Annotated in this window: 10 protein-coding genes and 3 pseudogenes; 1 reads left to right on the forward strand and 12 read right to left on the reverse strand. The window is 49.8% G+C overall.

All coding sequences use genetic code 11. The features are described 5' to 3' along the window. From secG to rlmE, 6 genes and pseudogenes are all read right to left on the reverse strand, one after another. Positions 1-339 carry a preprotein translocase subunit SecG gene (gene secG / locus KHX94_RS04530; RefSeq protein ID WP_213682534.1) on the reverse strand — a complete coding sequence of 113 codons (339 nt, stop codon included), beginning with the start codon at positions 337-339 and terminating at the stop codon, positions 1-3. A 3-nt stretch (positions 340-342) separates the two neighbouring features. Then, positions 343-1,125 carry a triose-phosphate isomerase gene (tpiA, locus tag KHX94_RS04535; RefSeq protein WP_213683325.1) on the reverse strand — a complete coding sequence of 261 codons (783 nt, stop codon included), beginning with the start codon at positions 1,123-1,125 and terminating at the stop codon, positions 343-345. Positions 1,126-1,303: 178 nt separating this feature from the next. Next, a pseudogene (glmM, locus tag KHX94_RS04540) lies at positions 1,304-2,583 on the reverse strand (phosphoglucosamine mutase). Between the two features lie 122 nt (positions 2,584-2,705). Beyond that, the gene (gene folP, locus KHX94_RS04545; protein ID WP_213683326.1) at positions 2,706-3,485 is read right to left on the reverse strand and encodes a dihydropteroate synthase; all 780 of its coding nucleotides are present in this window, start codon (positions 3,483-3,485) and stop codon (positions 2,706-2,708) included. A gap of 160 nt (positions 3,486-3,645) precedes the next feature. After that, on the reverse strand, positions 3,646-5,571 hold the full coding sequence (gene ftsH / locus KHX94_RS04550) for an ATP-dependent zinc metalloprotease FtsH (RefSeq protein WP_244859327.1): 1,926 nt from the start codon (positions 5,569-5,571) through the stop codon (positions 3,646-3,648). A 50-nt stretch (positions 5,572-5,621) separates the two neighbouring features. Continuing rightward, the gene (gene rlmE / locus KHX94_RS04555) at positions 5,622-6,251 is read right to left on the reverse strand and encodes a 23S rRNA (uridine(2552)-2'-O)-methyltransferase RlmE (RefSeq protein WP_213682536.1); all 630 of its coding nucleotides are present in this window, start codon (positions 6,249-6,251) and stop codon (positions 5,622-5,624) included. A 90-nt stretch (positions 6,252-6,341) separates the two neighbouring features. Between rlmE and yhbY the strand changes: the two are divergent. After that, positions 6,342-6,640, forward strand: a pseudogene (yhbY, locus tag KHX94_RS04560) (ribosome assembly RNA-binding protein YhbY). A 197-nt stretch (positions 6,641-6,837) separates the two neighbouring features. Here yhbY and greA read toward each other — a convergent pair. The 6 genes and pseudogenes from greA to KHX94_RS04590 form a co-directional block, all read right to left on the reverse strand. Beyond that, complete coding sequence (greA, locus tag KHX94_RS04565; RefSeq protein WP_213682538.1) at positions 6,838-7,314, reverse strand: transcription elongation factor GreA; 477 nt, start codon at positions 7,312-7,314, stop codon at positions 6,838-6,840. 379 nt (positions 7,315-7,693) lie between these two features. Further along, positions 7,694-10,915 (reverse strand): annotated as a pseudogene (gene carB, locus KHX94_RS04570) (carbamoyl-phosphate synthase large subunit). Positions 10,916-10,936: 21 nt separating this feature from the next. Continuing rightward, a complete protein-coding gene (gene carA, locus KHX94_RS04575; RefSeq protein WP_213682539.1) occupies positions 10,937-12,109 on the reverse strand; it encodes a glutamine-hydrolyzing carbamoyl-phosphate synthase small subunit in 1,173 nt (390 codons plus the stop codon). A 151-nt stretch (positions 12,110-12,260) separates the two neighbouring features. Beyond that, positions 12,261-13,079 carry a 4-hydroxy-tetrahydrodipicolinate reductase gene (gene dapB, locus KHX94_RS04580; protein ID WP_213682540.1) on the reverse strand — a complete coding sequence of 273 codons (819 nt, stop codon included), beginning with the start codon at positions 13,077-13,079 and terminating at the stop codon, positions 12,261-12,263. A 56-nt stretch (positions 13,080-13,135) separates the two neighbouring features. Beyond that, the gene (gene bamJ, locus KHX94_RS04585; RefSeq protein ID WP_213682541.1) at positions 13,136-13,753 is read right to left on the reverse strand and encodes a BamJ family beta-barrel-assembly machinery protein; all 618 of its coding nucleotides are present in this window, start codon (positions 13,751-13,753) and stop codon (positions 13,136-13,138) included. A gap of 144 nt (positions 13,754-13,897) precedes the next feature. Beyond that, the gene (locus tag KHX94_RS04590; RefSeq protein ID WP_213682542.1) at positions 13,898-14,806 is read right to left on the reverse strand and encodes a lactate/malate family dehydrogenase; all 909 of its coding nucleotides are present in this window, start codon (positions 14,804-14,806) and stop codon (positions 13,898-13,900) included. Positions 14,807-14,953: the final 147 nt, after the last annotated feature.

Raw genomic sequence — 14,953 nt, forward strand, 5'->3', positions numbered from 1 at the left:
TTAATCAGGGATTTTATCCTCTGATTTTGGCGCTGACTTTTCTGGTTGTGGAGCTGGCTGAGTCTGCTCAGCTGCACCAATATTTTTCCAGGTGTCTTCCTGCTTGTTATGGTTGGCACTCAAATTACCGATCACCAAACTCAAGACAAAAAACACAATCGCCAAAATAGCTGTGGATCGAGTCAGGAAATTACCTGAACCAGAGGATCCAAACAGCGTAGCCGAAGCACCGGCACCAAAAGACGCGCCCATGTCAGCACCTTTACCTTGCTGGATCAGGATCAGGAAAACCAGTCCAAGTGCAACCAACAAGTAAACAACAATCAGAACTTCATACATAACTTATGCGCTCATCGCTATGGTACATAAACTCAAAAATTCGGTAGAGTTTAAACTGGCACCACCTATTAGTCCACCATCCACATCTGGCTGTGCGAACAAATCCGCAGCATTTGCGGGTGTAACACTACCGCCGTAAAGGATGCGGATATTTTCCCCAATATAAGGGGAAACTTCGGAAAGCCGCTTGCGAATAAACGCATGAACTTCTTGCGCTTGTTCTGGTGTGGCGCTCTTCCCGGTACCTACAGCCCAGAGAGGCTCATAAGCAATAATGGCATTATCGAAAGCCATGGTGCCATTTTTCTCGATCACCACATCCAACTCTTCAGCAATCACTTCAAAAGTGCGTCTTGCTTCTCGTGCTGGACCGGACTCTCCGACACACAAAATAGGTGTTAAACCATGTTTTTGGGCAGCAGCAAACTTATCTGCCACGATATTACTGGTTTCACCATACATTCTGCGACGTTCGGAATGACCGATGATGACATATCGGCAGCCAACTTCATTGAGCATGGCACCGGAAATTTCACCGGTATAAGCGCCGAAGTCATGCTGACTTAAATTCTGTGCGCCCATTCGAACCACAGAACCATTCAATGTCTCTTTATTGGCTTCTAATTGCTGCCTTACACTTTCCAGGTACACAGCAGGTGGGCAAAGTACGACTTCCACGGCGTCGTTATGTAGCTTGGCGGCAAACTTTTTGAACAGTTCTTGCGCTAATTGCGCGCTACCGTTCATCTTCCAGTTGCCGGCGACCATTGGGCGTCTGAGAGCCATCACCATCTCCTTTGAAAGCGGCGTGAATAATAGCGAACCACTTGTGAAGTTACAATACTCGTTTGGCTAATTTTTGCGATTTGCCGCTTGTTCGACTACTTTTTACGCTCAAGTGCGGCAAATGCTCCATAACAAAAAACTAACCTATTAATTTATATCAATTATTCTAACAACAATGTTAGCTAACAGCGGTTGTTACGGCTGTTGCTATCTGCTCGGCATAGCGTCGAACTAGCGTTTCATCATCCCCTTCGACCATTACGCGAATTAATGGTTCTGTACCGGATTTACGCAGTAACACGCGACCACGTTCACCCAAAGCGTGTTCTACTTGTGTAACAGCTGCCTTAACCTCTGCGGCTTGTAGTGGATCTTTGCTGCCTTCAAAGCGCACATTCACCAGTACTTGAGGTAACAGAGTCATCGGGGCGGTCAGTTGTTCGAGTGTCATGTCACTGCGGCGCATTGCGGCCAGCACTTGGATGCCTGCGACAATGCCATCACCGGTAGTTCCATGATCAAGGTTAACAATATGACCAGAGTTCTCACCACCGATGCGCCAGCCTTTTTCAGTGAGTAGTTCCATGACGTAACGGTCACCCACTTTGGAGCGCAAAAAGGAATATCCAAGGCTTTGAGTGCCAGTTCTAATCCCAAATTCGACATCTGGGTGCCAACAACCCCACCTTTTAGCACGCCACGAGTTAAGGCATCCTTTGCTAGGATATAAAGAATTTGGTCACCATCTATCACTTCACCATGACGGTTGACCATCATGATACGGTCACCGTCACCATCCAAAGCGATCCCTAAATCGGCTTTTTCGGCCACCACGGTTTCACAAATTTTGGCCATTGAGGTCGCACCGACCTGGTCATTGATGTTAGTGCCATTGGGTTTGTCGCCAATAACCACTACTTCGGCTCCCAATTCACGGAAGACATTGGGGGCGATGTGGTAAGTGGCACCATGTGCACAATCGACCACCAGTTTGAGCCCTTCAAGGGTCTGATCCGCTGGAAAATTCCCTTTGCAGTATTCGATATAACGGCCAGCAGCGTCGGTGATACGGGACACTTTCCCGAGCAGATGAGACTCCACACAATCCAGTGTTTTTTCTAGCTCAGCTTCAATTTCCAGTTCTAAATCATCATCCAGTTTGGTGCCTTTAGATGAGAAAAATTTGATGCCGTTATCATAGTAAGGATTGTGGGAAGCACTGATCACCACCCCAGCTTCAGCACGGAATGTCCGGGTCAGATATGCCACAGCAGGCGTGGGCATTGGCCCCATTAGCATCACATTCAACCCAGCCGCCGACAACCCCGCCTCCAGTGCTGACTCAAACATATAGCCGGAAATGCGGGTATCTTTGCCAATCAACACTTTGCGGGTGCCAGTACGAGACAATACTCGCCCAGCAGCCCACCCGAGCTTTAACGCCAATTCCGGCGTCATTTTGCCCGAACCCACTTTGCCGCGAACACCATCGGTACCAAAAAATTTTCTTGTTGAACTCACGTTTGCTTACTCCATAACCTCACCCGTTCGCCGCAAGGTTACTGCATCTATTTACGGTTTCAGTTAGCAGCTTGAGTCGCTGCCAACACTTGCAAAACATCTAGGGTTTCCGGTACATCGTGTACCCGGATAATGTGAGCGCCCTGCATTGCCGCCAGCAATGCGCCACTCAGGCTACCAGCTAAACGCTCTGACACTGGGCGCTGCAAAAGATTGCCAATCATACTCTTACGCGATAATCCGATCAGCAAAGGTAACTCAAACTTGGCGAAATCCTGAAGATGAGCCAGTAATCGGTAATTATGTTCCAGTGTCTTGCCAAAACCAAATCCTGGATCCAACAACAACCGCTCGCGTGCTAGACCAGCGTCCGTACAACGAGCAATCTGCTGTGCAAAATAGTCACTGACTTCCGCCAATAAATTCTGGTACTGAGGAGCCGCCTGCATCGTCCGTGGTTGTCCCTGCATGTGCATGATACACACGGGCACTTGCAGCTCAACTGCGGTCTCAAGTGCACCAGGTTCCGTTAAACTACGGATATCGTTGATCAAATGAGCACCCGCAGCAACTGATGCTGCCATCACCTCAGGTTTACTGGTATCCACAGAAATCCAGACATCAGAATTTGCCGCGATATATTCCACCATCGGCACCACTCGCTGCAGTTCCTCAGCGACACTGACGTCGGCGGCACCAGGGCGAGTAGACTCACCTCCAATATCAATAAAGTGTGCTCCTGCGGCAATCATTTCGTCGGCATGACGACACGCCGCGGCGAACGCACGATACTGCCCACCATCGGAAAAAGAATCCGGGGTCACATTCAGTATCCCCATTACCTTTGGCTCAGCTAAAGTTAGACGTTTTTGGCCGGACACTAATTCAAATGCCCGGCCACCTGTACAGATATTCACCGAAAAATACCTTTAAAAAATACTGTCAGAAAAACAGAAAACCCCTCTCGGGGTTTTCTAGAAGACTAAGCTTGCGCAAGATTTAGTGAGTCTCGCCAGGCTTAGTAAGATCTGCTGCTGAAGCATCAGTTTTAGGCTCATCGGCATGTGGCCGACTATTGCCACCCGTAGAATCTTTATCATCCATATTCCAGTCTGCCGGTGGACGCACGTCACGACGTGCCATCAAGTCTGCAATCTGATGGGAATCAATAGTTTCATACTTGATCAAGGCATCCTTCATCGCATGCAGGATGTCGATATTGTCATTCAACAGCTGCCGCGCACGTTGGTAATTGCGTTCAATCAACGCTTTTACTTCTGCATCAATAATGGCGGCAGTTTCATCAGACATATGTTTAGCTTTCGCCATCGATCTGCCAAGGAAAACTTCGCCTTCTTCTTCAGCATAAAGCAGTGGCCCCAGTTTTTCCGAGAAGCCCCACTGTGTCACCATATTACGGGCGATCGCCGTGGCCTGCTTGATATCCTGTGACGCACCAGTAGAAACTTTCTCCGCCCCATAAATGATCTCTTCGGCTAAACGACCACCATAAGCCACTGAAATCCGGCTTTCGAGTTTGCGGCGGTTTTCACTGATAGAATCAGCTTCTGGTAAGAAGAATGTTACCCCTAACGCACGACCACGCGGGATAATGGTCACTTTATGCACAGGATCATGTTCTGGTACTAAGCAGCCAACAATGGCGTGCCCGGCTTCGTGATAGGCGGTGGACTCTTTTTCCTGCTCTGACATCACCATAGAACGACGTTCAGCGCCCATCATGATCTTGTCTTTAGCACGCTCAAACTCTTCCATGGTCACGACACGGCGATTGCCACGGGCGGCAAACAAGGCCGCTTCGTTCACCAAGTTAGCCAAGTCAGCGCCAGAGAAACCAGGAGTACCACGGGCAATTACGCTGGCCTGAACATCATCGGCCACCGGAATTTTGCGCATATGTACTTTAAGGATCTGCTCACGACCACGCACATCTGGCAATCCAACTACCACTTGCCGGTCAAAACGTCCTGGACGCAACAAGGCGGCATCCAATACGTCTGGACGGTTAGTTGCGGCAATCACAATCACGCCTTCGTTACCTTCAAAACCATCCATCTCTACCAGCAACTGGTTAAGGGTCTGTTCACGTTCATCATGACCGCCACCCAGCCCAGCACCACGCTGCCGACCTACCGCATCAATTTCATCGATGAAAATAATGCAAGGTGCAGATTTTTTAGCTTGTTCAAACATGTCGCGAACGCGAGAAGCGCCGACACCGACAAACATTTCAACAAAATCTGAACCAGAAATAGTAAAGAAAGGCACTTTGGCTTCGCCGGCAATCGCTTTCGCCAGCAAGGTTTTACCTGTCCCTGGAGGCCCCACCATCAGCACGCCCGTTGGGATACGGCCACCCAGTTTCTGAAATTTAGTGGGATCACGCAGATAATCCACCATTTCCTTCACTTCTTCTTTGGCTTCATCACAACCCGCCACATCTGCGAAGGTGGTTTTAATCTGATCTTCACTCATCAGTTTGGCTTTGCTCTTACCAAAGGACATTGCGCCTTTGCCGCCACCGCCCTGCATCTGTCGCATGAAGAAAATCCACACACCAATCAGCAGCAGCATTGGGAACCAAGAGATGAAAATCTGGGTCAGGAAACCTGATTCTTCCGCTTCCTGGCCTTTCATGGTCACGCCTTTACGGTCGAGATCGTTAATCAGATCCTGGTCGTAAATTGGCATAATGGTGACAAATTTTTCACCGCCTTTGGTCACACCTTCAATAGTGCGCTGATCGCTCTTGAACTCCACGGTAGCAACCTGCCCAGAACGGACATCATCCAGAAACGTGGAATATTCCATCTTCTGCGACGACGAAGAAGACGGCGAGAATCCCTGGAATACCGACATCAGCACTACGGCGATGACGACCCAGAGAATCAGATTTTTTGCCATGTCACTCAATTATTGAACCTCTCAGTCTCAAGACTTACTCTTTCAGGTTACTACAACTTGTAGCCGGTAGCCACCAGATACACCTCACGGGAACGGGCTCGGGACGACTCCGGTTTACGGGTTTTAACACTGGTAAATGCCTGCTTTACCGCCTTCATATACGCATCAAACCCTTCACCTTGGAACACTTTCACTGCAAAACTACCACCGGGAGCCAGCACTTGGTGACACATGTCGAGTGCCAGTTCAACCAGATACATAGCCCGAGGTTGATCCATCGCATCGGAACCACTCATATTAGGCGCCATATCTGACAGTACCACGTCCACTTTGTCATCACCGACCATCTGCAACAAAGTCTCCAGTACTGATTCTTCACGAAAATCGCCCTGAAGGAAATCGACGCCAACGATTGGGTCCATCGGTAAAATATCACAAGCAACCAGTTTGCCCGGTTCACCGACGAGCTTGACCGCAACCTGAGACCAACCACCGGGAGCCGCGCCCAAATCCACCACGGTCATCCCAGGCTTGATCAGTTGATCCTTCTGTTGTAACTCTTCCAGCTTAAAAGCCGCCCGCGAACGCAAGCCGCGCTTTTGCGCTAGTTTTACATAATGATCATCAAAGTGTTCCTGCATCCAGCGCGTTGAGCTAGCGCTACGTTTCTTTCCTACCATCAAACATCCGCAACAAATCAGAGTTACACGCCAGTGATATAAGGGTAGAATATCGGCTTTTCAACAGTAACTCAGCAAAAGTTGGTAAAAATGAACCTGACAACCAAACAGAAACAGCATCTGAAAGGGCTGGCACACAGTCTGAAACCTGTGGTGCTGCTTGGTGCCAATGGCTTGACTGAAGGGGTACTGGCTGAAATTGATAACGCACTGGCCTATCACGAGTTGATCAAGGTGAAAGTGGCAGCAGAAGATCGTGAACTAAAAAATGCTATCGTCGATGCCATCGTTCGTGAAACTCAATCCGAAAAAGTGCAGGTTATCGGGCACATACTGGTGCTTTATCGCCAGTCTGAAGAGAAAAAATCGCTTTGCCTAAAGCCAAATAATCTCCCTTCTGCAAAAAGGCCACTTATTAATAGTGGTCTTTTTGTTTACCTTAGCTAATGAATATTGTGACTATGGCCGATTAAGTCAGTCTTAATTCACTCTTGTCACTCAAGACAGCCAAGCAGATAAACTGTCATTTCACCGTCTAGATAAACGAAAAAACCGCCATTACGACGGTTTTTTCGGCACATAACACTCAGATATAATCCACTGATACAATTTCTACATCAGTGCGACCACCCGGGGTTTGAATACCCACTTCATCCCCTAGGTTTTTACCAATCAGGCCACGGGCGATAGGTGAATTTACCGAGATCAGATTCTCTTTGATATTCGCCTCATCATCACCCACGATGCGATAGGTCATTTCTGCATCGGTATCAAGATTTAAAATGGTTACCGTTGCCCCAAAAATGACCCGGCCATTGTTGGGCATTTTAGTCACATCAATGACCTGAGCATTGGATAACTTTCCTTCAATATCACGGATACGTGCTTCACAAATGCCCTGTTCTTCACGGGCGGCATGATATTCCGCATTTTCTTTCAAATCGCCCAGTTCACGGGCGGTGGCAATGGCCTCACTCAGTGCTGGACGTCTTTCAAACTTCAGCATTTCCAGCTCTTTGCGTAACTGTTCCGCGCCAGTCAGCGTCATAGGAACCTTATTCATGTCTCTGTCGTCTCCTGTAAAACAAAAGCGACCTATGCTGGCCCAAAAGGGCCTGCACAGTCTCAAGGGGTGAATGGGCGCTCGTAGTAACGTCAGATACTGTCGGCGCCAAAGATGTTTTTGCCAGACAACCACGGCGAACACCGGGTTGGTATCACTTCACCATGCAGCAAGCTTACCTAAGCTGCCGCGGCCTTGCCAGTGATGTTCGGAAAAATTATGCGCTGTACCAGCCAATCTCAATGTTTTTACATGATTTATTAGCGCTATAACAGGATAGAGAATGTATGAGTTACGGCGCAAAGAATAGATAACAGTTGTGAGCGTTCAAAAATAAAGCCACCCGCAGGTGGCCTTAGTGTACAGATTAACTCACCGCTTATTTGGTGACCCGCGCATGCAGCTCTTGCACTGATGAGACTTTATTGCGGTCATCCGCAGTGTTTGCCATACAGGTAGCAAAAGCCGCGTTCATGGTGGTGGTGTAGTTCACTTTGTAGCGCAAAGCACCACGGCGCAGTTGCTTGGAGTCTTCAATGGCCTGACGCCCTTCGGTGGTGTTAACGATATAGGTGTACTCACCGTTTTTCATGCGGTCAAGAATGTGCGGCCGTCCTTCATGCACCTTGTTCACCAGCCGAGGGTTGATCCCCGCTTCACCCAATACCACAGCCGTGCCGTGGGTAGCATCAATTTCGTAGCCCAACTCAATCAGTTTGGCAGCCAAATCGGCAACCCGCTTCTTGTCGCTGTTACGCACAGACAACAAGGCGCGACCAGATTTCGGGATATCCTTGGAAGTCGTACCCAGTTGTGCTTTGGCATAGGCCTCAGCAAAGGTATCACCCACGCCCATCACTTCACCGGTGGAACGCATTTCAGGGCCAAGTAGTGGGTCAACGCCAGGGAATTTGTTGAATGGCAACACCACTTCTTTCACTGAGTAGTATGGCGGGATCACTTCTTTAGTGAAGCCCTGTTCCTCCAGTGTTTGACCCGCCATCACCCGTGCGGCAATCTTCGCCAGCGGCACACCTGTCGCTTTAGAGACAAACGGCACGGTACGCGCAGCACGTGGGTTAACTTCAATCATGAAGATGGTGTTTTTCTGCACGGCAAACTGCACGTTCATCAAGCCAACAACGCCCAATTCGAATGCCAGTTTCCGTACCTGTTCACGCATCTCATCCTGAATCGCCTGGCTGAGGGTGTATGGTGGCAATGAACAACCTGAGTCACCGGAATGCACCCCGGCCTGTTCGATATGTTCCATGATGGCACCGACCACCACTGTCTTACCATCACAAACCGCATCGATATCGACTTCGATGGCATCATCGAGGAAGTGATCTAGCAATACAGGTGACGCGTTAGACACCTTAACCGCTTCTTTGAAGTAACGGCGCAAATCCTGTTCTTCGTAGACGATTTCCATGGCGCGGCCACCCAATACATAGGACGGACGAACCACCAGCGGATAACCAATTTTTCCGCCGCTGCCACTGCCGCTTCAACTGTGGTGACGGTATCGTTTTCAGGCTGTTTCATCTCTAAGCGACGAATAGCCTGCTGGAACCGTTCACGGTCTTCGGCGCGGTCAATGGCGTCTGGACTGGTACCAATAATCGGGACACCTGCCGCTTCGAGCGCACGCGCCAGTTTCAATGGCGTCTGACCCCAAACTGTACAATCACGCCTTTCGGTTTCTCAATACGGGCGATTTCCAGCACGTCTTCCAGGGTTACTGGCTCGAAATACAGCCGGTCAGAGGTATCGTAGTCAGTGGAAACCGTTTCAGGGTTACAGTTGACCATGATGGTCTCATAGCCATCAGCTTTCAGCGCCAGCGAGGCATGCACACAGCAATAGTCAAATTCGATACCCTGACCGATACGGTTAGGGCCACCACCCAATACCATGATCTTGTCACGGTTGGACGGATTGGCTTCGCACTCTTCCTCATAGGTCGAGTACATGTAAGCCGTGTCGGTGGCAAATTCAGCGGCACAGGTATCCACCCGTTTGTAAACAGGGAAGATTTCCAGACGATAACGCAGCTTGCGCATTTCAGATTCGCTGATCCCCAGCACATCGGCCAGACGTGCATCGGAGAAACCTTTGCGTTTCAGCTTATAGAGGAAGTCGGCGTCCATCCCGGCTAGACCGGTCGCGGCCACTTTGGCTTCCAGTTGTATCAGTTCTTCAATCTGCACCAGGAACCAAGGGTCAATGTTGGTGAGCTTGTAGATTTCATCCATGCTCATGCCAGCACGGAAAGCGTCAGCCACGTACCAGATACGCTCAGCACCCGGTTCTTTCAATTCGTGGCGCATGTGCTGCATAGCATCAGGATCTTGCCAGTCCACAATCGGATCAAAACCGTTTTTGCCAGTTTCCAGACCGCGCAGCGCTTTCTGTACTGATTCCTGAAAAGTGCGGCCAATCGCCATCACTTCCCCAACGGATTTCATCTGGGTGGTCAGTCGGTCGTTAGCACCGGCGAACTTTTCAAAGTTGAAGCGCGGTACTTTAGTCACAACGTAATCGATAGACGGTTCGAACGAAGCGGGTGTGCGACCACCGGTGATGTCATTCATCAGTTCATCTAAGGTGAAACCGACTGCCAGTTTGGCGGCGACTTTAGCAATCGGGAAGCCAGTGGCTTTAGAGGCCAGCGCCGATGAACGGGATACCCGCGGATTCATCTCGATGATGACCATGCGGCCATCTTTGGGATTGATACCAAACTGGACGTTGGAACCGCCAGTTTCCACGCCGATTTCACGCAGTACTGCCATCGAGGCGTTACGCATCAACTGGTATTCTTTGTCCGTCAACGTCTGCGCTGGCGCGACAGTGATGGAGTCACCTGTGTGTACGCCCATGGCATCAAAGTTTTCGATAGAGCAGACGATGATGCAGTTATCGTTACGATCCCGCACCACTTCCATCTCGTACTCTTTCCAGCCAATCAAGCTTTCGTCAATCAGCAGCTCATTGGTGGGTGACAAGTCCAGACCACGGGTACAGATCTCTTCGAACTCTTCAACGTTATAAGCGATACCGCCACCGGAACCGCCCATGGTGAATGACGGACGGATAATGCAGGGAAGCCCACTTGATCCAGCACCTTATAGGCGTCTTCCATGCTGTGTGCGATACCGGCACGAGGACATTCTAGGCCGATTTTACGCATGGATTGATCAAAACGGGCGCGGTCTTCTGCTTTATCAATGGCATCGGCAGTGGCGCCAATCATTTCCACATTGAATTCTTGCAGCACGCCTTTGGCTTCCAGTTCCAGCGCACAGTTCAGCGCAGTCTGGCCACCCATGGTGGGCAGGATCGCATCAGGGCGTTCCTTGGCGATGATGTTGCGCACCACTTCCCAATGAATCGGTTCAATGTAAGTGGCATCCGCCATTTCCGGGTCAGTCATAATGGTGGCAGGGTTAGAGTTCACCAGAATGACCCGAAAACCCTCTTCGCGTAGGGCTTTACACGCCTGGGCACCGGAATAGTCAAACTCACAGGCCTGACCGATAACGATAGGACCGGCACCAAGGATAAGAATACTTTTTATATCAGTACGTTTTGGCATTGCTTGAATCTTCTCCCGGAGTTACTGCTTCGCTTGACGGTATTGCTCAATCAGTTCGATAAAATGGTCGAACAACGGTGCACAATCGTGCGGGCCTGGGCTGGCTTCGGGATGGCCCTGGAAGCTGAACGCAGGTTTATCCGTCAGATGGATCCCTTGCAGTGAACCATCGAACAGTGATTTATGGGTCACTTTGACATTCGCAGGTAGGCTGGCCTCATCAGCAGCAAAACCATGGTTTTGACTGGTGATCATCACTGTGCCTGTCTGCAAATCTTTCACTGGATGGTTGGCACCGTGGTGACCAAACTTCATCTTCATGGTTTTGGCACCACTGGCCAGCGCCAATAACTGGTGACCAAGGCAGATACCAAATACCGGGATATCGGTCTGCAGGAATGACTTAATCGCGCTGATAGCGTAATCACAAGGCTCTGGGTCACCGGGGCCATTCGACAGGAAAATACCATCGGGATTCATCGCTAATACTTCGCTCGCTGGCGTTTTGGCTGGCACCACGGTGACATCACAACCACGATCCACCAGCATCCGCAGAATATTGCGCTTAATCCCGAAGTCATAGGCAACGACTTTAAATTTGAAGGCATCGGCGGCTTTGTCTTGCGGCAAACCACCTTCCAGCGTCCAAGTTCCCTGACGCCATTGATAGGCGCTGTCAGTAGTCACTTCTTTCGCCAAATCCATGCCCTTCAGACCTGGGAAGGCTTTAGCGGCTGCTAGCGCTTTATCAGCATCCACATCGCCCGCCATGATACAGCCAGACTGAGCACCCTTTTCACGCAGGATGCGAGTAAGTTTGCGAGTGTCGATATCGGCAATTCCCACCACATTATTTTCGGTGAGATAGTCACTGAGTGAACGTTGTGAACGGAAATTACTGGCGATGAGTGGTAAGTCACGAATGATCAAACCACAAGCATGAATGGCACTGGATTCGGTATCTTCAGCATTAATGCCGGTGTTACCGATGTGCGGGTAAGTTAGGGTTACTATCTGACGGGAATAAGAAGGATCGGTGAGAATTTCTTGATATCCCGTCATTGAAGTGTTAAAAACCACTTCTCCAACAGCTATTCCATCGGCACCTATCGCTGTGCCGGTAAAGACGGTTCCATCTTCGAGTACGAGTAAGGCAGACTTAGTCAACGCGACCTCCGTAATGAGCCAAGCCATTAAAAATTATATATTTTTATTAAATCAACCTGCTATTTCCGCTGTTTTACGAAATTTTGGCAAATTCCAAATATTTTATAGGTCATCCCGACTTTCGTCTATACCTACAGCGGTAATCCGCGAAAAAACCGCCAACGGCGGTTCTTGTAAACTACAACGGCTTCAGTCCCAGCACTTGCTGCATATCATACAAACCAGCGCTTTGTTCCGGTAACCACAGCGCCGCCCGCATAGCACCATTAGCAAATGTCATGCGACTCGATGCCTTGTGGGTGATTTCCAGCCGCTCGCCGATATCAGCAAACATGGCGGTGTGTTCGCCTACCAAATCACCGGCCCGAATGGTTGAAAAACCGATGGTTTGTCGATCCCGCTCGCCGGTAATACCTTCACGGCCATAGACAGCGACTTTTTCCAAGTCCCGCCCAAGGGTTTCGGCTATTACCTCACCCATCTTTAATGCGGTACCGGAAGGGGCATCTTTTTTAAAACGATGGTGACCCTCAATAATCTCAATGTCGGTGTACTCACCCATCACCTTGGCCGCGACTTCCAGCAGTTTCCACATCAAGTTAACGCCAACAGACATATTAGGCGCAAACACTACCGGCAGTTGCTCGGCAAACGCTTCCAATTGTGCTTTCTGTGCCGCATTAAAACCGGTAGTTCCTATGACTATCGGTTTTTCATGACGCACACACCAATCGATATTGGCCAGTGTTCCTTCTGGGCTAGTGAAGTCGATCAACACATCGAAATCATCGGCCACACCGTCCAAACTATCGGTCACCTGTACACCTAGTTTGCCCACAGCTGCTAATTCGCCAGCATCGACGCCGACCAGGCTGGAACCTGCGCGTTCGATTGCAGCACCCAACACAATTAATGGTTGCTGGGCAGCAGCTTCAATAAGGGTACGGCCCATGCGTCCACCACTTCCAGCAATGGCAACTCTGACGCTTGCACTCATAATCCCTCCTTCTTACACACAAAAAAAACGCCTGGGCGAACCCAAGCGATTTACAATTACAAAATATCGAGCAACTCGACTTCAAACACTAAGGTCGAGTACGGCGGAATCGCCGCGCCAGCGCCCCGCTCACCATAAGCCAGATGATGTGGCACATACAGTTTGTACTTGGAGCCGACCGGCATCAGTTGCAGCGCTTCGGTCCAACCAGCAATAACGCCAGAAACCGGGAACTCAGCAGGCTGACCACGGGTCACGGAACTATCAAACACTTTACCGTCAGTAAAAGTACCGTGATAGTGAGTACGCACGGTAGAGTCATAAGTCGGTTTAGCACCAGTACCTTCGGTGATGACTTCATATTGCAGACCTGAGTCGGTCACTACCACACCCGCACGTTTGGCATTTTCAGCCAAGAAAGCCTGACCTTCAGCGGAAGCGGCTTCTGCAGCTTCTTCTTGAGCACGTTTGATACGGGTGCTGATCTCGGTAAAGGCGTGCTGCAGTTCCTGCATGCTGACCGCACTTTCAGCGCCAGCAAAGGCATCTGCCAGTCCCGCCTGTACGGCTGGGATATCGAGGCCATCAAAAGAGTTAGCGGCCAACTGTTCTCCTAGCTGGCGACCCACACCGTAGCTTGCTTGCTGTTCAACTGTCGTGAACTTTTCAGACATAATCGGTTTACTCTCGGTTAATCGGTGAATTCAGCCGCGCAGTTTACCACATCTAAGCCATGAATGTTGCAGTAATTTGATCCAGAGCACTTAATTGAAGTGGCACCATTTTGCACTAGGTATCACCTGAAATCGGCACAACGCTCAACCAATTTTGTGCATTGCCTGACGGATCACCGCTGCGGATGCCTGATATTTGGCCTGTTCATCGGCAGCCAATGGGATAGCGATGGGATGAATAATCCCGCTGGCCCCTACCACTGCGGGCTGGCCGATATGAACGCCCAATTGTGAGTCCATTGCCGATACAGCAAAAACTCTGCGGGCATCGCTGAATACCGCATCAACCAGTTTAGCGGTAGCCGTAGCAATACCAAAACTGGTCCAGCCTTTGCCGGTCAACACGTCCCAACCACCACGACGAATAGCCGTTGCCATCGCGTCATAATCAGCATGCGCGGCCTGAGGCCACTGTGTTAGTGGTAACCCGCCAACCCGGACACTGCTCCAGGCTACAAACTGGGATTCGCCGTGTTCTCCCATGACATAACCCTCAATACTGGCAGGATCGACATCGAGTAAGGTACCAACCACTCGCTTCATACGAGCACTGTCGAGTGAGGTGCCAGTACCAAAAACCTGTCCCGCGGGCAGTTCCAACTGTTTTGCCAAAAGAGTGGTGATCACATCACAAGGGTTGGTGATGTTAATCAACACACCGCTAAATCCGGCCGCCAACATTTTAGGCACCCACATGCTGGCAGCTTTAGCTGTTTCATCTAGCTCACGTAATCTATCGACTGTTTGCGTCTTGCTGGGGCCAACGGCCATCACCACAATGTCTGCCGCCAGTTGGCTTGCATCATTATTATCGATATGTACCCGAGAGCCGATGAGTGCCGCCATATCTTGCAATTCCAGTTGTTCACTGGCCGCTTTAGCCGCATTGATATCAAACAGACTGATGTGATCAGCTAAATTTTGGGTCACCAAACTAAAAGCAACATCGGCTCCTACATGACCACAACCAATAATGGCAACATGACGCTTCACAATAACAACTCCCTTAATCTTTGAAATTTTCAATCGGCCTTTCAAACTGAATAATCTTTAAAGGCCATAGATAACCATCGGTTATTCAAAGAGAACTTACCTCTTTTTCACTCTGGTGTATGTAAAATTTGCCAAACTTTTACGGGT

Origin of the sequence: Shewanella dokdonensis (genome assembly GCF_018394335.1) — a bacterium.
Lineage (GTDB): Bacteria > Pseudomonadota > Gammaproteobacteria > Enterobacterales > Shewanellaceae > Shewanella > Shewanella dokdonensis.